The organism is Oleiphilus sp. HI0125 (assembly GCF_001635355.1).
This window is the reverse complement of record NZ_LWGF01000812.1, coordinates 1-23,758: the sequence shown is the minus strand read 5'-3', so window position 1 is coordinate 23,758 and position 23,758 is coordinate 1. Positions and strand designations below refer to the sequence as shown.

Annotated in this window: 23 protein-coding genes, 1 pseudogene and 1 riboswitch; of the genes and pseudogenes, 6 read left to right on the top strand and 18 right to left on the bottom strand. The window is 43.5% G+C overall.

What is annotated here, in order from left to right:
- Positions 1 to 77 precede the first annotated feature (77 nt).
- The 3 genes from A3762_RS13185 to A3762_RS13175 all read left to right on the top strand — a co-directional run bounded on the left by A3762_RS13185 (position 78) and on the right by A3762_RS13175 (position 2,985).
- Positions 78 to 674 (top strand): N-acetyltransferase, encoded by a 597-nt coding sequence (locus tag A3762_RS13185; RefSeq protein ID WP_068755997.1) that lies wholly within the window; start codon positions 78 to 80, stop codon positions 672 to 674.
- 84 nt (positions 675 to 758) lie between these two features.
- Positions 759 to 2,141 carry a sodium:proline symporter gene (locus A3762_RS13180; protein WP_068755995.1) on the top strand — a complete coding sequence of 461 codons (1,383 nt, stop codon included), beginning with the start codon at positions 759 to 761 and terminating at the stop codon, positions 2,139 to 2,141.
- A gap of 1 nt (position 2,142) precedes the next feature.
- Positions 2,143 to 2,985, top strand: a complete 843-nt coding sequence (locus A3762_RS13175; protein WP_156493442.1) for a metallophosphoesterase — start codon at positions 2,143 to 2,145, stop codon at positions 2,983 to 2,985.
- Positions 2,986 to 2,989: 4 nt separating this feature from the next.
- Here the strand turns inward: A3762_RS13175 and A3762_RS13170 are convergent, their stop codons facing one another.
- Positions 2,990 to 3,859 (bottom strand): diguanylate cyclase domain-containing protein, encoded by an 870-nt coding sequence (locus A3762_RS13170; protein ID WP_197469249.1) that lies wholly within the window; start codon positions 3,857 to 3,859, stop codon positions 2,990 to 2,992.
- 117 nt (positions 3,860 to 3,976) lie between these two features.
- Between A3762_RS13170 and A3762_RS13165 the strand changes: the two genes are divergently transcribed.
- The 3 genes from A3762_RS13165 (at position 3,977) to A3762_RS13155 (ending at position 8,124) form a co-directional block, all read left to right on the top strand.
- Positions 3,977 to 5,620, top strand: a complete 1,644-nt coding sequence (locus A3762_RS13165) for a transporter substrate-binding domain-containing protein (protein WP_068755991.1) — start codon at positions 3,977 to 3,979, stop codon at positions 5,618 to 5,620.
- Positions 5,621 to 5,725: 105 nt separating this feature from the next.
- Positions 5,726 to 6,940 carry an alanine racemase gene (locus A3762_RS13160; RefSeq protein ID WP_068755989.1) on the top strand — a complete coding sequence of 405 codons (1,215 nt, stop codon included), beginning with the start codon at positions 5,726 to 5,728 and terminating at the stop codon, positions 6,938 to 6,940.
- Positions 6,940 to 8,124, top strand: coding sequence for a DUF819 family protein (locus A3762_RS13155; protein WP_068755987.1), 1,185 nt, complete (start codon positions 6,940 to 6,942; stop codon positions 8,122 to 8,124). Before A3762_RS13160 ends, A3762_RS13155 begins: the two co-directional genes overlap by 1 nt.
- Before the next feature lie 13 nt (positions 8,125 to 8,137).
- Here A3762_RS13155 and bluB read toward each other — a convergent pair whose 3' ends face one another.
- From bluB to A3762_RS27590, 17 genes and pseudogenes are all read right to left on the bottom strand, one after another.
- Positions 8,138 to 8,797: a 5,6-dimethylbenzimidazole synthase gene (gene bluB / locus A3762_RS13150; RefSeq protein WP_068481579.1), complete on the bottom strand. Its 660-nt coding sequence runs from the start codon at positions 8,795 to 8,797 to the stop codon at positions 8,138 to 8,140.
- Between the two features lie 28 nt (positions 8,798 to 8,825).
- Positions 8,826 to 9,587: an adenosylcobinamide-GDP ribazoletransferase gene (gene cobS, locus A3762_RS13145; protein ID WP_068481576.1), complete on the bottom strand. Its 762-nt coding sequence runs from the start codon at positions 9,585 to 9,587 to the stop codon at positions 8,826 to 8,828.
- 18 nt (positions 9,588 to 9,605) lie between these two features.
- A complete protein-coding gene (gene cobT, locus A3762_RS13140; RefSeq protein WP_068755985.1) occupies positions 9,606 to 10,610 on the bottom strand; it encodes a nicotinate-nucleotide--dimethylbenzimidazole phosphoribosyltransferase in 1,005 nt (334 codons plus the stop codon).
- Between the two features lies 1 nt (position 10,611).
- Positions 10,612 to 11,223: a cob(I)yrinic acid a,c-diamide adenosyltransferase gene (gene cobO, locus A3762_RS13135; RefSeq protein WP_068755803.1), complete on the bottom strand. Its 612-nt coding sequence runs from the start codon at positions 11,221 to 11,223 to the stop codon at positions 10,612 to 10,614.
- A 42-nt stretch (positions 11,224 to 11,265) separates the two neighbouring features.
- A complete protein-coding gene (locus A3762_RS13130; RefSeq protein ID WP_197469248.1) occupies positions 11,266 to 12,099 on the bottom strand; it encodes a cobalamin-binding protein in 834 nt (277 codons plus the stop codon).
- A 14-nt stretch (positions 12,100 to 12,113) separates the two neighbouring features.
- Positions 12,114 to 13,064 carry an aminotransferase class I/II-fold pyridoxal phosphate-dependent enzyme gene (locus A3762_RS13125; protein ID WP_197469247.1) on the bottom strand — a complete coding sequence of 317 codons (951 nt, stop codon included), beginning with the start codon at positions 13,062 to 13,064 and terminating at the stop codon, positions 12,114 to 12,116.
- A gap of 65 nt (positions 13,065 to 13,129) precedes the next feature.
- Positions 13,130 to 14,113 (bottom strand): iron ABC transporter permease, encoded by a 984-nt coding sequence (locus A3762_RS13120; protein WP_082878533.1) that lies wholly within the window; start codon positions 14,111 to 14,113, stop codon positions 13,130 to 13,132.
- Positions 14,114 to 14,166: 53 nt separating this feature from the next.
- Positions 14,167 to 14,988, bottom strand: a complete 822-nt coding sequence (locus A3762_RS13115) for an ABC transporter ATP-binding protein (RefSeq protein WP_068755979.1) — start codon at positions 14,986 to 14,988, stop codon at positions 14,167 to 14,169.
- A gap of 5 nt (positions 14,989 to 14,993) precedes the next feature.
- A complete protein-coding gene (gene cbiB, locus A3762_RS13110; RefSeq protein ID WP_082869125.1) occupies positions 14,994 to 16,028 on the bottom strand; it encodes an adenosylcobinamide-phosphate synthase CbiB in 1,035 nt (344 codons plus the stop codon).
- A 7-nt stretch (positions 16,029 to 16,035) separates the two neighbouring features.
- Complete coding sequence (cobU, locus tag A3762_RS13105; protein ID WP_068755977.1) at positions 16,036 to 16,566, bottom strand: bifunctional adenosylcobinamide kinase/adenosylcobinamide-phosphate guanylyltransferase; 531 nt, start codon at positions 16,564 to 16,566, stop codon at positions 16,036 to 16,038.
- The gene (locus A3762_RS13100) at positions 16,563 to 18,017 is read right to left on the bottom strand and encodes a cobyric acid synthase (RefSeq protein ID WP_068755975.1); all 1,455 of its coding nucleotides are present in this window, start codon (positions 18,015 to 18,017) and stop codon (positions 16,563 to 16,565) included. The genes cobU and A3762_RS13100 overlap by 4 nt, the downstream gene beginning before the upstream one ends.
- A gap of 12 nt (positions 18,018 to 18,029) precedes the next feature.
- On the bottom strand, positions 18,030 to 19,211 hold the full coding sequence (locus A3762_RS13095; protein ID WP_068755973.1) for a hypothetical protein: 1,182 nt from the start codon (positions 19,209 to 19,211) through the stop codon (positions 18,030 to 18,032).
- A 13-nt stretch (positions 19,212 to 19,224) separates the two neighbouring features.
- On the bottom strand, positions 19,225 to 21,165 hold the full coding sequence (locus tag A3762_RS13090; RefSeq protein ID WP_068755971.1) for a TonB-dependent siderophore receptor: 1,941 nt from the start codon (positions 21,163 to 21,165) through the stop codon (positions 19,225 to 19,227).
- Positions 21,166 to 21,270: 105 nt separating this feature from the next.
- A riboswitch (cobalamin riboswitch) is annotated at positions 21,271 to 21,477 on the bottom strand.
- 120 nt (positions 21,478 to 21,597) lie between these two features.
- Entirely contained in the window at positions 21,598 to 22,458 is an 861-nt protein-coding gene (locus tag A3762_RS13085) for an energy transducer TonB (RefSeq protein WP_068755969.1), read from the bottom strand.
- A 108-nt stretch (positions 22,459 to 22,566) separates the two neighbouring features.
- Positions 22,567 to 22,914: a DUF413 domain-containing protein gene (gene maoP, locus A3762_RS13080; RefSeq protein WP_068755967.1), complete on the bottom strand. Its 348-nt coding sequence runs from the start codon at positions 22,912 to 22,914 to the stop codon at positions 22,567 to 22,569.
- A 437-nt stretch (positions 22,915 to 23,351) separates the two neighbouring features.
- Positions 23,352 to 23,477 (bottom strand): methyltransferase domain-containing protein, encoded by a 126-nt coding sequence (locus A3762_RS28850; RefSeq protein WP_197469246.1) that lies wholly within the window; start codon positions 23,475 to 23,477, stop codon positions 23,352 to 23,354.
- A 6-nt stretch (positions 23,478 to 23,483) separates the two neighbouring features.
- Positions 23,484 to 23,758, bottom strand: a pseudogene (locus A3762_RS27590) (SAM-dependent methyltransferase); the annotation flags it as partial.

The following is a 23,758-nucleotide window of genomic DNA, read 5'->3' as shown; positions in this document are numbered from 1 at the left end:
ATGCATACTTGTTAACTTCATTCTTCTCGGCGAATAACATATCTTGATCACACAAAATTAAGACAGTACCTATATAGATGAAAGAACTAGAGCAACTTGGACCAAACGATTATCAGCGTGTAGTTGATATCATGGGAAAGGTTTTCGATGACGACCCGATTCAACGTTGGATATTTGGACCTAGCATGAACATCGGCCTGTTTTTCGGCCTTTATGCTAAACGCATATATCTTAAATACAGCGACAGCTATGCAACCCCAGACAATAAAGCGGCAGTCTTATTTCTGAAACCAGGAATCAGTAAGCATGTGCCTGTCATATCGTCATTACCTTTAGTTCCAGCAATGATCTCAAGCGGCGGTTTTAAGAGCGTATTACGTGGAATTCGCGCGGAAACGCTTGTTGTACGACATACCCCATCTATACCGCATTACTATATTCTTGGAATTGGCGCGGTTAAAGAAGCGAGGGGCTCAGGTTACGGCACCTTACTCATGAATAGATGTATACAGACCGCTGAAAGCGCAAATATGCCGATCTATCTAGAGAACAGCAAAGAAGAAAATTTAATGTTCTATCAACGCTTTGGCTTTGAGAGTATTGGCCAGATCGATCTAGGAAAAGGAAGTCCACCTATGTGGTCGATGATAAGAAATCCTACAAATAGTTTTTAATTACACGGGCTGTGAACCAATCGGTTCGATAGAAGTCTAGAAGTAGACCATTTTACAACATAATAAACACACGGAGTCTTTCTCATGAGCGCAACCCTACCAATTGTTGTTGCTGCACTCGCCTTGTTATCAATCGCCATCTCGCCGAAAGCAAAATCTAACGAAGGTTTCTTTTCTGGTTTCAGCCCACAAGGTCAGGCTCCATCTCTGTTCACTTTAGTGCTCAGCCAAGTCACGACTTGGATTTTTGCTCGATCTCTACTTAACGCAGCCATACTAGGATTTTATTACGGCATATGGGGAACGATTGCTTATGCGGCTTATTACTTATCATTCCTAACTGGAGCAGCCATCGTTGATTCAATTCGTTTTAAACACGGATTCAATAGCGTCCAATCCTTCCTAGAGGATCGTTTCGGCAAATTAGGCACTCACTGTTACAACTTTGTGGTTGGATTGCGTCTGATAAGCGAAGTCTTCGCAAACATTCTAGTGATCGGAATTCTATTTGGAGCCGCTGGCACGAGTAGCTATACCATCGCCGTTGTCGCTTTTGCTGCCATTGCTATGATTTACTCGATGTTAGGAGGCTTACATGCGTCGCTAAAAACAGATGTTATGCAAATGCTAATTTTCATCGCAGTTCTAGCCTTACTTGTAGTTAGTGCATTAGGTGATGGCCTCTACAGCGCAGAAGCGCTTAATTTTGTCGAGTTTGATGTAACTAACCCTGGGCCAATCCTACTTGCTGTGGCGCTGCTGCAGGTCTGGAGCTATCCACTTCACGATCCAGTCATGATGGATAGAGGTTTTATCGCCGACAGAACTACAACTAAGCGTAGTTTTTTGCATGCTGCGTGGATTAGTATTTTATGCATCATTGCTTTCGGTTCTCTTGGCATAATTGCTGGGGCAAATGCTTTGGACGGCGATTCTATGAACGTCACCTTAGAACGAATTCTCGGCGACAATATGATGCTGCTATTTAATATTGCACTCGTGGTGTCTGCCTTATCAACGCTCGATAGCACATTATCTAGCTCTGCAAAACTCGTTGTCATTGATATGAAAGTGATGGCCGCGACTATCACTAATGGACGAATCATCATGCTTACCTTCATGATTTTAGGCGTCGCAATGGTCTTCTTGGGTAACAAAGACATCTTTAGTGCAGTAGCAGTAAGCGGCACAGCTTCAATGTACCTTGCGCCAGTAATATTTTTCTGCATTTGGGCGGGTAATGAACATATATCACCTTGGGCTTACTTATGCTCATTCATTAGCGCTATCGGCGGTGCTGCCTTATATTTTACTGAATCATCAGGGCATACAGCATTACTCGGTGACGCACATAAATATACGAAGCTTCTGTGGATTTCATTGAGCGTATTAGCAATTGGGTGCACTGCATTCTTTATTTCTCTCATTATGAATAAACCACGCACCCAACAATTGTCAGGGGTCTAGTTTGCTTATTGAAGTAAGACAAGACTTACCCTTACTCGTGTTTGGCGGGCCATATAGTAATTTGGCCGCCACTCTGGCAATTCGTGAAAAAGCCGTTGAGCTAAAAATCCCCAATAGCAACGTTATTTGCACAGGCGATATTGTTGCATATTGCGCCTCGCCGCGAGAGTGTACTGACTTAATTCATGATTGGGGTATTCACGTTGTACAAGGCAATTGTGAAGACGCATTAGGAAACGATAAATTTGATTGCGGTTGCGGATTTGAGGAAAATTCGTCTTGCGATCTCGCGTCAAAACAATGGTACGAATACTCTAAAGCAAGAATTGGTGAAGATCAGAAAGTCTGGATGGCAGACCTTCCCAATAATCTAAAGATTAACTACCACGGTAAAACCATCATTGTCATCCATGGCGGAGTGAACCAACAGAGTCAATTTATCTTTAGGTCAAGCTCTACGACAGACAAACTACAGCAACTTAAGCAAACCGACTCCGACATAATTATTAGCGGACATTGTGGCTTGCCTTTTGGAGAGTTGATTGAAGACAAGGCATGGTTGAATGCCGGCGTTATTGGAATGCCCGCAAATGACGCCACTGCAGATGTCTGGTATATGCTAATAACACCAAATGCAGAAGGTTTAGAGGTCAGCTGGCATCGTCTCTCTTATGACTTTAAGAACACACAGGCCCTTATGCAAAGTGCAGGATTGAATCAGGGATATATCAACGCGCTTGGAAACGGGTTATGGCCTAGCCTTGATGTATTGCCAGAAACCGAAATTAAAAAGACAGGAGAAAAGCTCAGTATCGCGACAGAATTGATATCAAATAAACCTTAGTGCGTTAGGCTTTTTTCAAGTGATATAGATTTTGATCTGCGTCATCGTACAACTGATCCCAAGTGAATATTTGATCAATGCACTTCGCAATTCCGAGACTTGTAGAAAAGGAGATATCTATACCTTTTAGATTTATAGAGCCGTGTTTTATTTCCTGTTGCAATTGCAACTCTAGACTCTCAGCGACCTTTCCATCGATCGAATCACCATTTATCTTTAACACACCAAATTCATCTCCGCCTAAGCGAAAGGTGATCAGATTATCTGAATCCATAGCTGATAATTTGTTTGCGATAAAACGTAGCACCTGATCGCCAACCAAATGACCGAAGGTGTCGTTAATCTCCTTAAAATTATCAACATCAATCACAACTAGCTCGTAGCTTCCTTTTACACCCTCGATGTCAGCAAGCTCCAAATTAAGCCCTCTTCGATTACGAATATTGCAAAGTGAATCTGTATTCGCATCTTCATGGGCTTCGCGATGCCGCAATCTTGCGTCGTTGATATAACGCGCTCGTGTAACCGCTTTATCGATCGTATTCACTAAAGAGGACTGGCTTAATTCCGATTTACACAAGAATTCGTGTGCGCCTTGAGACAAGGCTTCATATTCAATGTTTTTTTCATCGCTATGTGACACCATAACAATGGCAGGAGTAACCTTCTCGTAGGAATTAAATTTGGAAATTAAATCGGTGCCTTTTTGCAAAGGCATTGAGTAATCAACGATAACACAATCGAACGAAGTGGCATCAAGCTCTCGTCGGGCCATTTTTACGGATTCTGCTTGAGAGATAACGAACTTTTTTGGGAGCGCCCGAGAAATCGCCATCTGATCAACTACGTCGTCATCGACAATTAAAATTCGCATATGAACACCGTACCCGTTCATTTAATGACTTATACTTAGCATATATCAACTTGTGTTTCCACTGATCCCTTAAGTTTCAAAATGTATAAAAACAATAAATATAGATACTTTACTTGCTTGGCATGTTTTCTCGCAGTTTACCTTGTCAGCCCCATTATTCACGCGAAAGAATGCCCAGAGAATACGTTGATTTTTGCCGCGAATGAATCGATATCTCCCTACTTCATTCAAGAGAATGAGAGTGCTTCAGGAATCGTATTTGATATAGCAAAACAGCTCGAAAGCTATATTAGTGAACCGACTTGTGTTATTGGAATGAACTGGGCGCAAGCGCAAGAACAAATATTAGAAGGTGGTGTTGACGCTTTGTTGCATATCAACACCAATCCTGAACGAGAAAAGATATTAGATTTTTCAACAGAACTCGTTGCTTCAGAATTCCACTTATTCGTGCATCGGGATTCTAACTTCGACGAAAATAATATTGATCTAACTAACATGATTATCGGTGTTGAGGCCAAGGGTTACCCCTATAGTTACCTCAAACGTAACGATATCCCATTGGCGTTGGTAAGCTCGTGGGAAGAAGGAATGCGCGGCGTCATAAACGGGGACATTGATGCCGTCCTCGTTGATCATCTCGTCGGAATGAATACGATCTTCAATTCTAGAATTGCGAACTTAAAAAGCATTCCTAGTCCATTACCAAAAAGCTATTCACGCATCGCTGTTAAAAAAGGCAATGACTTAATTTTGGATCAAATTAATAAGGGCCTTGCAATACTTTATGCCGATGGAACGATAGACCGATCGATCAAAAATTGGATGACGCCGAGCATCCAAATGGTAGAACAACTTTGGCACGAGCAAGAACGCGTCAAAACTCAAAATATCGGTCTGATTATTCTCTCATTACTCACCTTGCTCTGCTTGATAGCATTCGTTAAAAGTAGAATGACAATCTCTTCCGAGCTAGATAAAAACAAAGACTTAAACAGGGCTCTGAAGGGAGCATATACCGAGCTTCAAGATAAAAACGAAGCACTAGCCGACGCAAATCAGAATTTAGAGACATTCGTTTCATTAGCAAGTCACGACATGCGCGCTCCTCTAAATGGAATGAAAAATCTCATTCAATGGGCCGAAGAAGACTTAGCCACCGATAATCATAATAACGTTAGAGAACATCTTTCGCTTCTTAAGAGCCGATCAACGCGACTATCAAACCTACTCTCAGACCTATTAATTTTCTTTCGTGCTGACAAGCACAGTGCTGATAGCAATGAATTAATAGATCCGAATCTGTGCGCAAGGGAATTAGTAAATAATTTCGACTCACCACTAAATGTAAACATTATTATCGCACCAAATGCCAAGCTACATGTATCCAGAACCTTGTTTGAATTGGTGTTAAGCAACCTGATAAAAAACAGTATTCTTCATAGTGGCGAAGATAGCGATTTATATATCAAGTTGGAATTCAAACAATTAAACGCATCCTTAGAAATGACGTTTAGTGATAGTGGAAAGGGAATTAACGAAGATCAGTTAAATTTGATATTTATGCCGTTTGAAGTCGGGCAGTCACGTGATAAATCTGAAGGATCTGGGATTGGACTTGCACTTGTTAGACGAGTTATTGAGCAAAACAACGGAAGCATAGAGCTCACTGAGCACACGCCTTCAACCTTAAAAGGCGCGGTATTCAAATGCACATTCAATGAATCGAGCATCGTCGTGAATGAGCGCGAAAACGCTTGAGTTATTTCATTTAATAAACAACGCTTGATATTGTCCTTCTTTAATATTGTTCCGGTTGATTAGCTTAATTTACACTTTGATCTGCAGTCACAAAGAAAAAACGTAATGAGCCCTAATCAACTCTGCGAATCAATTTCACCTTATATTCTTCAGCCCACACTCGTGCTTGAACAGTCAGTTTTGGATGAAAATATTGCAAGCGTTCGTCGTCGCATTGATGGCGATAAAAGCATACGCTTAGTCGTCAAATCTTTACCGTGTGCTGAGTTAATTAAATACATTAGTGATCAACTAAATTGCTCACGGTTCATGTGTTTTCACGGACCTTTTATCAAGCAGACCGCAAAAATCTTTCCCAAGGCAGATATTCTGTTAGGCAAGCCCTTGCCCCCGGCAAGTTTTGAGCACCTTGCGACTGAATTTCTTCAAGAAGGTTTAGCGCTAGATAATGTTCAGTGGCTAATCGATACCCACGAACACTTAGACGCATATTTGGAAATTGCTGAGCGGCTGAACGTAAACATTCGTATTAACTTAGAGATCAATATAGGTCTGAACCGCGGGGGTTTCGCTCACGAAGATCAACTAAAAATCGCGTTACTTACCATCGCTGATTCAGAGAATCTAAGTTTCTCAGGTCTCATGGGCTATGAAGCTCATGCGTCTAAAATCCCTGATGTATTCGGGGGTATGAAATTAGCACTTAAACAGGTCACAGAGAAATATCGCCGCTTCAGAGCGATTGCAGAGCGTTTTGGCAATCAAGAAGAGCTAACATTTAATAGCGCAGGAAGTACAACCTTCACTGAGTATCAGGGCAACGATGTCATTAATGATATTTCGATTGGATCTATCTTTGTAAAACCTGAAGACTTTGAGCTTCCTCATTTGAACGAGTTCAAGCCAGCATTGTTCATTGCAACACCAATACTAAAGGCAGTCGAAAAACCACAACTCCCCTTACCTAAGCCCTTCAATACCCCATTGAATTCACTATTTCGCTTTATCGGTAAAGTCCCTAATAAAGGTGCATATATTTACGGAGGTAACTGGATGGCGAGTCCATTTTATCCAGAGGGTTTCAAGACTAACTCCTTGTTTGGTCGATCGAGCAATCAAGAATTTATTTCGCACACTAACGACACTCTAAAGTCTGGTGACTGCGTTTTATTTCGTCCGACCCAAAGCGAGGCGGTCATGCTCCAGTTTGGAGAACTCCTGTTAATCAAACCAAATAACGAAATCGACTACTGGCCGGTTTATCAAGCGACTAAAGTCAGACCTGATGCTAATAAAAAAGGTAAATCTCGAGAGTCGTAATGATTGAAGTTTGTATCGCCCTTTTATGCATAGTTTTTCCTGCAATCGCAATTACGCTAGGACTGCGTCATGCTCTAATTGATCGTGCAGGACTGGTATTGGTTTGTTTTGCGAGCGGGATTCTCTTAAACACACTAACCGGTTCTATTACCGATGTGTCGCCTTTTGTGTCCAATTCGCTTATCAATATTCAAACCCAAATTACAGAACTCACAATCGCTCTTGCGCTCCCCTTACTCGTATTTTCTATAGATTTAAAAAGTGCTTTTACCCAAGCCAGTTCATCTAGTAAATCTATGTTGATGGCTTTTGCTTCAATCATTATTTGTACGTTTATCCTCAGTTTTATTTTTCAAGGACACATCGAAGGCTTGTGGCAGGTAGCAGGCTTATCTGTTGGTGCTTATACGGGCGGAGGGCCAAACATGGCCGCAATCAACGCAGCCATTGAAGGTGATAAAGATATATTCGTGATGATGACTAGCTATGACATTCTATTATCTGCAATATATTTGCTATTTGTCTTAAGTTTCGCCAAACCGCTATTCACCAAAGTCTTATTACCACCAGCTCAGGACGTACTTAACAAGTCGGAAAACAAGTTTGCACATTTGGGCGAAGAAACCTCAGCAAGTTACCAAGTACTTGGAACGCTCAGAGGTTTAAAAGAAGGAATGATTACGGCAGTGCTCTCGCTACTAATCATTGGTTTAGCACTTGGCTTGGCGAGTCTCCTGCCCAGTTCAATGAAATCATCAGGAACAATCATTCTCATTACGACGCTCGGAATGCTTGCATCGTTCATTCCTCAAATTCGTCGTTTAACAATGAGCTTTCGCGTTGGAATGTACCTAGTACTTGTGTTCTGTTTTACGATGGGAAGTATGACAAACTTGAGTGTTCTAGCTGATTTAAATTGGGCTCTGTTTAGCTACATTGGCTTAATGCTAATTGGTGCGATGACAATTCATGCGGGACTCTGTCGCGTTTTCAAGATTGATGTAGACACTTTCTTGGTCACATCTTCCGCAGCAATAATGTCTGTACCTTTTATTCCAGTGATTGTTGGAGCGCTTCGCAATCAAGCCTTATTGGTGCCCGGTTTTTGCGCGGCAATTATTGGCTATGTTCTCGGCAATTATTTAGGAATCGTCGTGGCAATATCGTTGAAATCTATCCTTTGATTGTAGGCTAAGCTTAGTATTGCCATTCGTCCTCAAACACGAACTCATCTAAGCTACGCTCTGTCGCCCACTCTTCCATAACGAGCATGGGCTTCTCATAGAAAGCATCTACATGACCAATGCATAGAATCGCGACAGGATGGCTGTCGGGCGGCATGTTTAAAACCGTTTTTAGCGCCTCAGGGTCAAAGATGGAGACCCATCCCATACCAATTCCCTCAGCACGCGCGGCAAGCCACATATTCTGAATAGCGCAAGACAACGAAGCCAAATCCATTTCTGGTAATGTTCGTCGCCCAAATACATGTTCATCACGCTTATCGGGCAGTGCCGCAACAATGACATCTGAACATTCTTTTAAACCCTCTACTTTGAGTTTAAGAAACTCAGCTTTGCGAGAGGCTAATGCAGCAGCGGTAAGATCGCGCTCATTCTCTACTAGCGTTTGAATCGCTTCACGCTTTTCAGTATTGCGAATTCGGATAAAACGCCACGGCTGCATTAAACCAACACTCGGAGCCATATGAGCCGCATATAGCAGCTTGCTAATAAGGTCTTCGGAAACCTTCTCGTTATTAAAATGCCGCATATCTCGGCGTTCCGCCATGACTTTATAAATGGCTGTTTTTTCTGCGCGAGTATAGGAAAACGTAGGGTCAGAAGAATCATTCATGGCAATATGCGCGTGAGGTTTGAGAACATTAAGCTAGGCGTAATAATGCTAGAACAGCCAACAAGAACCCAATCTCGGAGATCTGTTGGATTGCGCCCAGCGCATCTCCAGTGTAGCCGCCTAACCACCGTTTAAGTTTAATCGCCAGATAGTAAACCGGCAATCCCATAAGTACGACAGCTATTATAGTATTAGGAGGAAGTAAGATTAATGCAGGAAATGATAAAACCGTTGCTATCGAAAAATCTTTATTACCAAAACGCTTTGTAATCGGCTTAGCCTTGCTAGTTTCATCCAAACGAACATACTGCATCATTCGCATTACCAGAACGCTATACCAACGCGAAAAAACATGAGCAACTAATATAACAACCGGTACATAGTCAGCAGGTAATTGCATCAGTGCGATGAACTTTAACGCCAATGCGAAGAATAGCCCAACAGCACCATAGGTACCTAAACGGCTATCCTTCATAATATTAAGGATGTGCTCTTGTGACCAACCACCACCAAGACCATCGCAGGTATCAGCCAAACCATCCTCATGAAAGGCCCCCGTCATGTATATGCCAAGTAATATGACGAGAAGAATACTTAGCTCTTGAGAAAATATATGACTTAAAAGGATGAATGCGAGAGCTGTCGTTGAACCAACCAGCCAGCCGACAAGGGGAAAATAGCGGCTGGCATGGTCTTGCGTGCTCTGATCTACATTGCTCAAAGATGGCAAAGGGATGCGCGTATAAAACATCAAAGCATAATGGATTAGTTGAAGCTGTCGTTTAATCATGATCGAGGCTCGTTTGGCTTAAGCGTCTGAGACGCCCGCATCTTCAAAGCTAGCCATCTCATTAATAAACGATACAGCCGCCTTTACAAGCGGATAAGACAAAGCACATCCTGAGCCCTCACCCAAGCAAAGATTCAAATCTAGTAGCGCATTGACGCCTAAATAATCTAACAGCTTTCTATGCCCTTGCTCCTGAGAGCAGTGACAAAACACGGCATTGTCCTTAACCGATTGGTCCAGCTTGTATGCACATAAATATGCGGCACTCGCAATAAATCCATCAACCAATATCAGCACATCACGCTTGCTTGCTTCGAGCATCGCACCAACCATTTGCGCTATTTCAAAGCCTCCAAACGTTTGGAGAACGTCGTGAACACCGTCTATTTGACCATGATAGATAAAAGACTTTTCAAGTACCTGAATTTTATGACTCAGTTGACGGTCATTAAGCCCCGTACCGCGACCAGCTATTTCTGATACCGGAATCCCAATTAACTGGGAAATAAGAGCAGCTGCAGATGCCGTATTTGCAATACCCATTTCACCAAACCCAACAACATTGCAGCCTTTATCATGCAACTCACCAAGAACATCCGCACCTGATTGTAAGGATTGATTCAGTTGCCACTCGGTCATCGCCTGATCAACTAAAAAGTTACGCGTTCCTTTTGCTATCTTGCGATAAACGATCGGCAAATCATCAGGAAATTCATAGTTAACACCTGCATCAACGACCTGAAGATCCATACCATTCTGGATCGTAAATACATTGATCGCAGCACCTCCAGCAACAAAGTTCATGACCATTTGCCAAGTCACTTCCTGCGGATATGCGCTCACGCCTTCTTCGGCGATACCATGATCGCCTGCGAAAACCAGCATGGTCGGTTTGGTGAGTTGAGGTTCCAGCGATTGCTGAATTAAACACACTTGTTTCGCTAACGCCTCAATATCTCCAAGCGCACCAATAGGCTTGGTCTTGGTATCTATTTTTCGCTGAACGCTATCGGCAAAGCTCATTCTAGTAATCAACACCCTTACGTGCTTTCACACCTGCTTTATACGCGTGCTTCACTTCCTTCACCTCAGAAACGGTATCGCACAAATCTCTTAAAGCGCTACCACCGCCACGACCCGTAACAATCACACTCTGCTCGGGTGGTCGGTTCGCGATTGCATCCAAGATCATCTGCTCATCGAGATACTTATAGGCAATCATATAGGTCAATTCATCAAGTAAAACGAGATCAATACTTTCGTCTTTCAACATACGTTCGGCTTCAACCCAGGTCGTTTGAGCAGCTTCAATATCAGCCGTTCGATCTTGCGTATTCCAAGTAAACCCAGTACCCATCTGGTAAAAATCAACTTCTGGCATCTTCTCTTTCAGAAAGATCTCTTCTCCTGAAAGCTGAGCACCTTTAATAAATTGAACAACGCCAACTTTATGCCCATACCCCAAGGCACGTAATACCATTCCAAACCCAGAACTGCTTTTGCCCTTGCCGTTACCGGTAAGTAGCAAAGAAATACCGCGTTCTTCATCAGCCGCTGCAATATGCGCGTCTACTTTTTCTTTTTGCTTTTGCATCGCTTTCTTGTGGGATTCGTTTTTAGCATTCTCGTCTGTCATAAACCTTCTCTTACTTTGTTTAAAGCTACGCTTATCAATACGCTACTTTTTGATTTGTCTAATATCATCAAACACTTCGCAAATTTGCTGCATGCCATAGAGTGTTCGATATGAAAACCGGTGCAATAAGTCACCATTAAAAAATACGATATGATCGTTTTTAACCGCAGGAATCTCGGGCCAGTCATTCCACATATTCAAGTCCATTTCTGTACCGTGATGCGTTGGCACAACGATGACCTCTGGACGCAAATCAATCACGGATTCTAAACTTACTTGCGGGTAATCCATTGAAGGGTCGTCGAACACATTTACAGCACCGCAACCCGCGAACATTTGATTAATCCAACTCCCTGCGGCCATTGTACGTAATGGCTTAGACCACAATTGATAGAAGAAACTGACAGGTTTTCTAGACTGATAATTGTCACGTAAAGAATCTAGACGCTCCCGATAGTTTTGCGCCTGCACCTGAGCTTCAGCTGAACGTCCAACCTTATCGCCTATTCTCAATATCTCTTGCGGAATATCCTCGAGTTCTTTTGTTGTACTTTCATACACGACGATACCTAACTCTTTGATTCGTTCGATGTCTCGTGTTGGATTACCACTCTCCCAGGCAATCACTATATCTGGCTCAAGTTCAAGTACCCGGTCTATCTGGATAGCGGTATGCCCGCCGATCCTCGGAATCGATTTAGCCTCTTCTGGATAGTCCGCAAAATCGACCGTTCCGACAATCTTGTCACCTACGCCTAACAAAAAAAGTATCTCAACCGAATGCGGCGACAACGCAATAATACGTTCTACCTGTTTAGCATTCGCAACGATGGATACGAACAAGAGCAAAAACACAGAACCACTAAACTTAAGCACTAATATCTTCTCTATTAAAGGCGCGCGAGCGCAGTTTCTAGGTAATTTAATTCTGCTTCGTTTTTCGGAACAGAAACACGAAGGCCTAAACCGTTATCTAACAAACGGACATACACGCCATCACTCAGTAGGCGTTCGAATATAGTGAGTGCGTCAGGTGTTCTGATTATTGAAAATAGCTTTACTGCGCTGTTTACATCACTAAAGTATCGCCGTAACACAACATCTAATTTGCGAGACCAAACTGTCACTTCTTCACAAGCAGAACGCAACCATGCCTGATCTGCTACAACACGTTCAAACAGCGATAAAGATGGCCCGCTAATGCCCCACAATGGGATGTCACTCTTTACGACATGGCGTAACTGAGTAGAAACACCCACCGCTCCGATACGCGCGCCAGGAAGACCTGAAAATTTACCGAACGAGCGTAGAACAATTAAGTTCTCTAGCCCGGGCTGACCAACGTAACTCGACACGGAAAACTCATGATGAAAATCGACAAAAGCCTCATCAATGATCAACCATTTTCCAGCGGCGGTCATTCGCTCGGCTAACGTAATAATTTCTTTTGCGGTAAGGAAGTCTCCACTTGGATTATTTGGATTGATCACAACACAAATATCAACCGCTTCGATTAGTTCATTAGAAGCCAAGGCGTCATACTCATACAGTCGTGCATCCACTTTTTGCCAATGATAGCGATGTTCAGCATAACCTTCACTCGGCACCGCAACAGACAAAGACTTATCGAGCTGTTGCTTGAATAGCTTAGGCAGATACTCAATAGCCCACTGAGAACCTGGTGTCAGGAGGAAGTTCTCATTGTCATAGTATTGCGCAACCCTCTCTTTCAAAGAGGGCGAGATATTCGGGAGAGATTTCCATTGTTCTGGCTCGTTATCTAGTTTGTCATAGGCAAAAGGATTGACCGCACTCGATAAATCTAAAATGCTACCTTGCAAATCCCGCTCATATCTCAAGCACGAAAGGTCTCCACCATGTTTTGGCCTAGGTTTCGAAATATCAGTCATGAACGTGCATCTCTTCGCACTAGCACTAGTAAGAAAAAAGCACTCCCCAGCGCTGCTGTAATTACGCCAATTGGCAGCTCCGTTCCCTCGTGCAAGACCCGAGCAAGCACATCCACCCAAATCATGAAAATACCACCCACCATGGCCACAGCAACAAACAAGTTAACACGTAATCCAATGACTAATCTTCGAACAATATGAGGAATCATCAAGCCAACAAAACCGATGCCACCGCAATTTGCGACCAACACTGCGGTCATTAGCGAACTCATCACCAGCATCCCAAGACGTAAGCGTACGACATTAACACCAAGCGCCTTCGCATTTTCATCTCCAGCCAACATGGTTTTTAGAGGGCGAGAAAAGGCGAAGAAGCAAAGCAAGCTAATCAGTAAAACGACAATCACTGGTCCTATTGAAGCCCACTCCGCGCGAGCGAAGCTTCCTAAGGTCCAAAAGATAAGTGATGCAGCTGCCAAGGGATCAGACAAATACAAAACTAAACTTGTCGCCGCACTAAACATGAAGGATGTCGCGACACCCGCAAGCAACATGCGTTCAACGTTTCCGCTTCGCCCTGCCAGTGCGATGACGATTACTACCGAAAAAAGGCTGCCAGCAAACGCACCAACCGCAATACTATATTCTGAAAATCCAGAAATTGCCGATACGCTAGTGCCTGACAACGCCGCAATCACCAGCACAGCCCCAAAGGATGCACCGGAGGAAATACCAAACAAATATGGGTCTGACAGGGGATTTCTTGTGACGGTCTGAAGTACCGCACCAGCAAGGGACAAACCTGCTCCCGCAAGAAACGCCAATACCGCTCTTGGGGCACGTAACTCCCATATAATACGTTCACGTATCGCACTGATTTCAGATTCTTGGCCTGTCAGAAGGCTGAAAGTACTCGAAAGCACGTCATTAAAAGTAATGCTCGCCGCACCGAAGACGACAGAAACAAACAGACTGAACATGGCCACAGCCACGCAAAGGCTTATAAAAACTGTCGTTCGCGTTATGCCTATCATTAACGGTGAACTCCGTATTGAAAGGCGAAACTAACACGTGGATGATCGTATAAAGGATGGCGATCAACCACGCAGCATGTCCGATATACTTCACTAATAAGATCTTCTTTCAGCACATCCTCTGGAGAACCTTGGGCGCATAATTTTCCGTGATTTAAGACAATAATTTCATCACAAAACGCAGCCGCTAAATTCAAATCATGAAATGAAGCAAAGACCGTTACCGGAAGCGCCTTAACTTTACGAAGCACCTCTAATTGAAAATGAATATCTAAATGATTGGTCGGTTCATCCATGATGAGTAGCTGCGGCTTTTGGAGCAAGGCTCGTGCTAAATAAGCCCTTTGCTTTTCACCGCCCGACAGAACTGAAAAGGGCTTCTCTGCAAGTTCACTAAGCTCCATCTCTTTGAGGAGCTGCGCGATCAAGGCATCATCTCCTCGAGTATTCCATTCAAACAAACCCTTATGGGGCGTCAACCCTTGTGCGATAACATCATGAACACTTAAGCCCATATAGTCATTTTGTTCTTGAAGAATAACAGCGGTTTTTAGGGCAGATTGTTTCGCACTCAATTCCCAAACATTCTGTTCATCCACAAACACTTCGCCCTCAGAGGGTTTCGTTACGCGATAGACACATCTCATCAAAGAGGACTTCCCTGCGCCGTTTGGGCCAATAAGGCCAACAAACTTGCCCTTCTCGATTTTAAATGAGACATCATCAAGAATTTTTACTGGCGATGCTAATCCTCTGCTTGGTGCTGTCCAACTTAAATGTTCTACCCGCAACATCGTTGCATTTTTAATTTGCGAAGACATACCGCTCACCAGCGCAATACTAGTGACACTAGAAACAGCACAGAAAAGCCTAACATTAGGCACCTGTGTATCCAGAGAATCATTGTGATTGATCGCGTTAAATCGAGAGGTGTTGGCTCGGGGCCGGCTCCCAAAACTGGACGTATTTTAACTGAACCATCGTAGACAGCCCGACCTCCTAAGGAGACACCCAATGCTAGTGCACCAGCGGCCATCACTGGACCAGCGTTTGGGCTATACCAATTTCGCCCATTTCTTAATGCTTGTACAAAACGTCGAATTGAAATCGAAAAAATCAAAGCGCAAAGGCGTGCAGGAATATAACCAAGGACGTCGTCAACGCGCGCGGAGAAACGTCCAAAATAATTATACCGAGTGTTACGATAGCCCCACATTGAATCTAAGGTATTAGATACTTTAAAAAATACGGCACCAATCGGGCCTCCAATAAGGAACCAAAACAAAGGCGCAATCACTCCATCATTTTCGTTCTCGGTAAGTGTTTCAATCGCCGCTTTGGCAATCTCTGGTTCTTCAAGCGAACACGTATCGCGACTGACCACCCTTGAAAGAGCAACTCTAGCATTTTCAACATTTCCACTCGCGAGAGTGGTTTCGACTGAAGAAATGTGCTGAATCAAAGAGCGAGGAGCAATACATATATACAAGATAATGACTGACAGCATACCAAACCATACATGTACGTTATCACTCTCTATGATCGCTGACAGCGCCAACACCACTAGCAAAATACAAATAAACACTGAGCTATGCACAATAAATGCCGCACTCACACCCCTAATTAGCAATCGAGGTCTATTGTTATTCTCAGGATAAAAAGCTCGTTCAACGACCGCGATAAGATTTCCAAGGCCAACGATCGGATGATATTTTTTTGGCTCACCAAGTATCGAATCGAATACAAAAGCCAACAAGACACACATTGAAGCGTAAACCGGATTAGTAAAAATCGGGAAAAACGAAAGCTCAGCGAATGCGCTCAAGGTTGGCGAAAGCAGATCTGGTGATAAAAGAGACATAACCAGCTCACTTCACTGAAAGGGGTAAACCGGCGACGACTAAACTCACATGATCACAGATAGTCGCTAGGGATTGATGCAAGCGTCCAGCTTCATCACAAAAATCACGGGTAAGTTTATCCATACCAATGAGTCCCATATTGGTTTCATTAGACACCAAAATACAAGGTGTATCTGTCGTCTCTAGTTGCCCCTTAAACACAGAAATAAACGAATCTTTATGATCAACAACCTCAGGTTTTACAAGCAAATTGGTCAACCATAGTGTTAGGCAATCAATCACGATAACACCTACGCTAGGGTCTGCATCTAAATCTCTTAAAGCTTTAGCAAGATCGACAGGCTCTTCGATCACCACCCAATTATCCGGTCTCTGGATTTGATGCTTGCTAATACGCTGAGCCATTTCTTCGTCAAGAGCTTGTGCGGTTGCGACTAATGCAACGTTAAATTTAGTTTTGCTAGCTACATCTGCAGCAAGAGTCTCTGCATATCGACTTTTTCCAGACTTAACACCCCCAAGGACTAGATGCTTCATTCATCTAACTCCAAGAAACTGAGCACATTCTCCATATCGATGCTTTCATCAAATGCAACAGCCAAACGCTCAATTGAAGCCTCACGAACAGCTTGATAGTCAAGTTGTTCTTTAACTTTAAAGCCCGCCCAATTAAGCACAGAAGTAAGCGCATCAGGTGTATCTAAAAGACCATGCCAGTATGTCCCCGCAATATTTGAATCAAGGCTCACAGCGCCGTCTGAATTACCATTCTCATAGTGAATAAACGGCCTATCTAATGATTCACCATGCGTACGACCAGCATGTATCTCATAACCTTGGACGGCAACACCATCTGAGGCAAACTGCCCTCTTACCCGAACAAGCGCTTTTTCTTTTGTAAGCATTGTATGATGTTCCAAGAACCCAAAGCCCTGAGATAAACCTGGATCGCCTTCAATACCATCAGGATCGTCAATGCTTTGGCCCAGCATTTGATAACCGCCGCAGATGCCGAGTACTTTCCCACTGTATCGAAGATGTTTATTTATTGCATCTTCCCATCCTTGCTCACGCAAAAAGGCTAGATCAGCGCGAACCGACTTAGAACCAGGAAGGATAATTAAATCTGCAGGAGGAATGTCTCCATTCGAAGGAACATAAGTAAAGTTTATTTCTGGATGTAAACGCAAAGCCTCGAAATCTGTGTGATTACTAATGCGCGGAAGCACTGGCACTACAACACGAAACTCACCGTCTTGCTTCAAGTTGTCATCTGGCAACGCATCTTCTGCATCAATATTCAAACCATGAAGATAGGGCAAAACACCCAATACAGGTTTGCCAGTGCGCTGTTCTAACCATTCGAGTCCATTCTCTAAGAGTTTTATATCGCCCCGAAATCGATTAATCACAAAACCCACAACGCGATTTTGCTCACTTTCGCTAAGAAGATCTAAAGTCCCCACTAAGTGCGCGAACACACCTCCTTTATCGATGTCCGCGACAATAATGACAGGGCAATCAGCCGCTTCAGCAAAGCCCATGTTAGCGATATCTCGATCGCGAAGATTTATCTCGGCCGGGGAGCCTGCACCTTCCACAATGACACACTGATATTGTTCTTCGAGCCGCTGATGAGATTCGAGGACCGCGTCCATCGCCCGGGTTTTGTAACGGTGATAGCTGACTGCATCCATATCACCTTTAGCCTTACCGTGCACAATGACTTGTGCACCAATATCTGTATTGGGCTTCAGCAAGATCGGATTCATATCGGTATGAGGTTCAAGATGACAGGCCTGCGCTTGTAGGGCTTGCGCACGACCTATCTCTCCACCATCGGCGGTCACAGCGCTGTTCAGCGCCATGTTCTGAGGTTTGAACGGTACCACCGAAATTCCTCGGTGATACAGGCAACGACACAAGGCGGCGACGAGAGTGCTTTTACCTGCATCCGAGGTCGTGCCTTGTATCATTAATGTGGACATAAAATTCGTGTTTTAGTTAGTTGTATCGGCGAATTCAATTCTAACAGGATTACGAATAGTGTTGATGGTCGCCACCGATGAATCATCCGCTATGCTAATCACTTCTATACGAGGATCAACTGTATCGCCAAGTGCAACCCAAAGTTGGTTACTTGAATCAATCTCGATTGTTTTAATGTCTAAACCTGAAAATCCATCGTTCGGCGAAGCACTTACAGCTCCAGATGTTGGGTTAAACTGAATAAGGTCGTTATCCTGGAAAGCGTTATAACGAATTAAATATGCTTTGTTATCAGATGATGACACTTCAACTCCCGCAATTTGTGCATTTACGCTTGCATCATTATCGTCAACTAATAAGGTACTCAAGTAAGTCATGCCACGGATATCAACTTTCTCAATACCACCTGTAAGTTCAGCAGGGCGAGATCGATCTAATGAAGCATAACGACCTACCCCAGCGACATATATATAACCACCCACTACATCCATATCTTGGGCATTCTTGACGGTTAAGTCGTACGCTTCACCTGAACCATTCACGTCGACTTCAAGATTTGTCGACGGATCAATCACAAGAATTCGAGAGGTCTGCGGAACAAAAGATGAATCTTGGCCATTTAATAGAACGTACAGCAATCCATCTTTCACAAAACCATCCGATGCTCCGATTCCATTTCCAAAGCTATATTTCGAATAGTCTAAGCGATCTACGATAAAATCACTTTGTTGATTACTATCAGTAACGCTTGGATTAATCTCAATAATCTCATCAGTACCAAAAGGTAAAACATAAGCCTGTGTTTCAGATACAAACACCACCGTATATGGGTTTGGATTATCGCTATCATCCTTAGCCACAGAGTATTCCCAAATTGGGTTCTCGGCATCATCAAATGAGAATTTCGCTAAGTTGTTAATCCCGAAACGCCCCATGCGATAGAAATGATCGCCAAATGTTAGAAAGCGTACATCAGATAAATCTTGAGCAGCATAATCCGAAGAAATTTCGTAAGCTGGGATTGTATCAGTAAACTGAACAGCGCTTGATGTAAAGTCTGCTGATACCGTGGAAATTACCGCGCAGTCAAAACAGTCGACAGAGTTGTCAGTTGAATCACTACTTGAACATGCGCCAAGAAATGCCGAAATAGATACTAATGCGGTTGCTTTTATTAATTGTCTAGCATTCATTTTTTCAGTTCCTTTAATTGAAGGTATAGCTATAGGTTAGGAAAGCTCGTCGTCCCGGACCCGGGTAACGATTAAAATCTTCGATTCTTTCATCTGTAATATTTTCTAAGGAAAGCCTTGCGTTGTGCTGACCCAAACGGCGCTCGATACTAACGTTAATCTGTTCATTTGTTGGCATCTCTGCAGACGCACTTCGATCATAATAACCACCATCTTGGCGTTGATACTCCAAATTTAGCTTGTAGTCGAACACCGAAAATTCATTTGAAATAGTCGCGGCAGATTCATACACGCCAGCGAGAGAGTTCCCCTTAAAAGCTGGGATATCAGACGTGTCTTCACTACTTTGCAAAGTCGCCCTTAACCCAGCTTTCCAAAATTCAGTCAATAGAATGCTCCCGTCTACTTCAAGACCATATATCTGCGCACTTGCAGCGTTTTCAGCGCGACCTATTCCGCGCGAATCGAAAATAACGACAATCGCATCTTTTAGTGATCTGTAAAACAAGGAGGAGTTAAGGTTGGAATTCCCCTGCAAAAACTGCAATCCAAGTTCCGCGTTGGTTGCATACTCTTCGACCAGCTCGTCATTGCCTAACAACGAACCGGTGTCGCCAAACAATTCGCTAAGTTTGGGCGGACGGACTTCGTGAGAGAGGCTTGCGGTGAGTGCGAGGGATGGAAAAAACGTGTAGCGCAGGCCGCTGTAAGCAGCGTAATAAGATTCAGTATTACTAACTGATTTTGGAATATCTTGATCGTCTTGCAAATAACGAAGACCAATCTTACCGGTTAGTTGTAAGGTACCCGCATAATTTAACCATTCATCTTGAGCAATCAATGATGTTTGCATGCGCGATGCATCCGTAGACGTGTTCTGAATAAGGTCTTCGTTTTCATATTTTTCAAAACGTAGCAGTGCGGCAATATTGAACAAATGATTACCCGAAGATAAAGCCCAGTCAGTTTTAACGCCTATATTAGATGACTCAGATTTCTCTAGATTTGCAGACAGACCAACTTTGTTTTCAGTGTCGTCATACTCGCCTTTCAACAGCGAACCATAAATCTGATAAGACGCTTTTAACCTAGTAGAAAGTTCATGATTCAACTTACTTTGAATAGATAGGGTTTCAACATCATATGTCGCCGAATTATCTTTGGCGTTTCGCGCAGTCGGCACGCCCTTAGAAGACTTCGAGTAGCGAACTACGTTATTGGCATCTAAAGACTTAGAGATATCTGTGACCGCAGATAAATGAATCGCTCCTTGCTCGTATTGTGCGTTTTGACGACGCTGTACCTCATCATCGAAAGGATTGTTAGGAGTCTGCCGATCATTTAAAAACTCATAGTCGTTGTCGCTAGAAACATACTCTGCATTAACAAGGTAATTTGTATCTCCAGAATGAAAAGCAGAGGTCAACGCGCCGAGATGGCTTTTGAACGATCCATAGCCCGCCCTCACAGTATGATAAGGCTTCGCAGCACCTTTTTTGCTTACGAGATTTATTGCACCACCAATTGATGACACGCCCAACTGCGCTGGGGTATTACCACGATATATTTCTATTCTCTCGATTGAGCTCAATTGAATATTGCCAAGATCAACAATTCCTCCGTGCGCATCATTCAATAACATGCCGTCGAGAAACACATTAACTTGTGCTGCACTAGACCCACGGATACTCACAGTCGAATAAGAACCTATCCCACCTACTTGACGAATTTGAACGCCACTCTGATCAGATAACACATCCGCGACATTAGAGAACTCATGACCAAACTCACTAGAACGAATTACTGTTGTATGACTTGAAGTATGCTCGGTATTGATATGATCGGCATCAAGCTTAGAAGCTGTCACCACAACGGTTTCATGCTCGACGGTTTCCTCAGCAACAGCAAACGTCGAAACAAGAAGTAGAGAAAGTAAAACTAAACGTAGACCCACGCACTTCACCAGCAATCGCGCAGAGAGAGAAGCAAAGAACAGTAATGGTTAACGAGCGACAATCTAGTTCGTTAGACATCAGTCCCAAATATCGCCCTCCGCAATATCTAAAAAATCACTTCAGGCCGGTCTCCGGGCTTACAAGTTGTCATTCGACTTAGTCGAACGGCCTTCCCATGCTTTACTGCACAGTGGCGAGGATGCCGACTTAACTTGCTTACCGTTGCGGGGGCAGCGTTGGACTTCAACCAACTTCCCGTTTCACTCGCTCACTAGATTTAGTGATTGAGCACCTCAAGCAGGGCTGCGACTTTACGCAGTTCACATTTTCAAGTCAATTGATTTATTAAAACTGGGGCAAGGAGTGACGGGACTAATGAAGTAACATGGTCGAGTGTACGAAGATCAGAACTGCAATGAAGAGCAAAACGTTTAGTCGAGCCTAAATGAGATGGGTACAGTAACATAGCCTCTCAACGAAGCTTCAGCCGCATCAGCAGGAGAGAAGCTCCAGCTTTCGTAAATAGTTGAATAAGCGGCAAAATCTAAAGCCGATACATTACTCGATTCTAGAATCTCTACGTAAGTCACCGAGCCCGTAACATCAACATGCACTCCTAGTAATACATCCCCTTCCCAACCACGCCTGCGCGCTAAGCTAGGATAAACTGGTCTGGGATTTGAAGGGCTACCTAGCACATAAGCTGGCGATCTAAATTGCTCTTTAGGCTCTTCAATTTTCTTGACCGGAGCCTTCTGCTCTTTTTGATCTTGTTGAGGCTGCTCTTTTGCTTTGCTTTCGGCAACTTTATTAGCAGGTTCACCCTTATCCGAATGATCACTGATGCTCGCTTCGGATTGCTTCGCAATTTTCTTCTTGGATGGAGCAACTGCTTGAATAGTCTCAACCGGTGATGATTTAGAAGGCTCGCTTTCTAAAATGGCTTCCGTTGACTTTTGAGGTTCGGGTTCGACAATCGGTTTCTCGACAGGCTTCACCACAGGATCGGGTTTCGATTTAGGGGTAAGATCTTCCTGTTTTGGCGATTCTTGACTGGCCGACAAGGGTTCAATAATAGACTCAGGAGTGGGTTCTAAAATGCGCTGAGACAAAGCAACGCGGTAGGTTGAATTATCGACGATATACGCCTTAGGCCCGAGCGTGTAAGAATAGAAAACGATGGCTAGCAACAGATGAACAATTACCGCTGCGACAAACGCCGACAGAAAACCGGCGTTCGGGTTATTCCAAACGCTTTTTGGCTTCCGATAATTGATGTAGTTTTGCAGCATAACCGCTCAAGCAAATGAATTTTGAGCGGCGAACTATACAAAAACACCAATTACGAACGCAAGACGTTGACCCAAAGCACCATACTTTGATCTGTATCGCAGGCTGACTTAACTCAATAAGTCTTTAGCATAAACTCTGCCTTCAGATGATGCTAAATTTCCACTTGATGCAAAGCTGAACACACAGCGTTTGCGACCAATAAAATCAGAGTACTTCATCCAGACTTTTTCAAATTCAGTCTCGGCGTCGCGTTCACCGCGGCACACTGCAATCAGCTGTTTTTGAGCCTTTCCCTTTGGCTCTATTTCTCCGGCAATAAGACTGTTTGCGCAGCAGCCTCCTCGTGTTAGTAGATCTGACTCATTACGAGAAAAATTCCCACTGCGACTAAAACCATGTGGAAAATTCTTGTCGTCACGAAATGCCTTACCCGATACCAAGCTTTTATCTAGCATCGCTTACTCCCTTAAATTTATAGAGCTCTTCCGGCTCAAATTATTGTTATACGCTGACTACTCCCTAGCTGCCTCGTATTCTCAACGATCTAAACACCGATTGATGTGACGAACATTCAATACGGCTACATGTGGCCACATTGCACAATAATCTTTACAAAAACTTTACAGCGGCAACAAATGTGGACAGCTCAAAAAGCAAACAAATTCCGTGCCGATTTCAGTTATGAGACGGACGCTTCACCCATATAGACGAAACCCGCGAAAGACGGCGTTTTAGGAACGTTTATTTTAGAAAGCTCATTTATTTGAAAGCCCGCATCACTAATCAGCAGATCAATAGAGCGATTAAGCTGATAGCCGCCGGCTAATTTAGACCAAAGGGGATTAATTCTGTTTTGCCACTTTTGAACGTTTAGATCTGCAGAAAGACCGTGCTAACAGAAAAGTAGCTTGCCATTTGGTTTCAATACGCGCCGCATCTGTACAAGTGCTGACGTCGTATCCACAATGGTGCACAAGGTAAAAGTAAGAAGAACTGTATCAACACTTTCATCATCCAAAGGAATTTACTCGCCAGGCAAGTCTAGCCATCGCCAGTCAATTCCGCTCTGGGCTACGTTACTCTTAGCCTTATTATACATTCCTATTGAAGGTTCAAGCCCCCAAACAAACTCAACACTTTTTGCGTCATAAAATTGTAGATTAATGGCGGAACCTGCACCAACTTCCAAGACGCGTCCAGAACACTTCGGCACGATTTGGCTTCGGAGCTTCATGATCTGAGGCGAACCGCAGGCGCAATTAATTAGGTGAGGCAGTATGTATCGTTCATACATAATAT

Coding starts and splice junctions, on each gene's coding strand:
- cobS (WP_068481576.1), bottom strand. CDS start 9,587: ATGATTAAACGACAGCTTCAACTAATCCATTATGCTTTGATGTTTTAT.
- cobU (WP_068755977.1), bottom strand. CDS start 16,566: ATGAAGCATCTAGTCCTTGGGGGTGTTAAGTCTGGAAAAAGTCGATAT.
- A3762_RS13115 (WP_068755979.1), bottom strand. CDS start 14,988: ATGTCTTCGCAAATTAAAAATGCAACGATGTTGCGGGTAGAACATTTA.
- bluB (WP_068481579.1), bottom strand. CDS start 8,797: ATGAATGATTCTTCTGACCCTACGTTTTCCTATACTCGCGCAGAAAAA.
- A3762_RS13120 (WP_082878533.1), bottom strand. CDS start 14,113: ATGTTCAGTCTGTTTGTTTCTGTCGTCTTCGGTGCGGCGAGCATTACT.
- cobT (WP_068755985.1), bottom strand. CDS start 10,610: ATGAGCTTTGCCGATAGCGTTCAGCGAAAAATAGATACCAAGACCAAG.
- A3762_RS13185 (WP_068755997.1), top strand. CDS start 78: ATGAAAGAACTAGAGCAACTTGGACCAAACGATTATCAGCGTGTAGTT.
- A3762_RS13100 (WP_068755975.1), bottom strand. CDS start 18,017: ATGTCCACATTAATGATACAAGGCACGACCTCGGATGCAGGTAAAAGC.
- A3762_RS13180 (WP_068755995.1), top strand. CDS start 759: ATGAGCGCAACCCTACCAATTGTTGTTGCTGCACTCGCCTTGTTATCA.
- cbiB (WP_082869125.1), bottom strand. CDS start 16,028: ATGTCTCTTTTATCACCAGATCTGCTTTCGCCAACCTTGAGCGCATTC.
- A3762_RS13095 (WP_068755973.1), bottom strand. CDS start 19,211: ATGAATGCTAGACAATTAATAAAAGCAACCGCATTAGTATCTATTTCG.
- A3762_RS13155 (WP_068755987.1), top strand. CDS start 6,940: ATGATTGAAGTTTGTATCGCCCTTTTATGCATAGTTTTTCCTGCAATC.
- A3762_RS13085 (WP_068755969.1), bottom strand. CDS start 22,458: ATGCTGCAAAACTACATCAATTATCGGAAGCCAAAAAGCGTTTGGAAT.
- A3762_RS13160 (WP_068755989.1), top strand. CDS start 5,726: ATGAGCCCTAATCAACTCTGCGAATCAATTTCACCTTATATTCTTCAG.
- maoP (WP_068755967.1), bottom strand. CDS start 22,914: ATGCTAGATAAAAGCTTGGTATCGGGTAAGGCATTTCGTGACGACAAG.
- cobO (WP_068755803.1), bottom strand. CDS start 11,223: ATGACAGACGAGAATGCTAAAAACGAATCCCACAAGAAAGCGATGCAA.
- A3762_RS13170 (WP_197469249.1), bottom strand. CDS start 3,859: ATGCGAATTTTAATTGTCGATGACGACGTAGTTGATCAGATGGCGATT.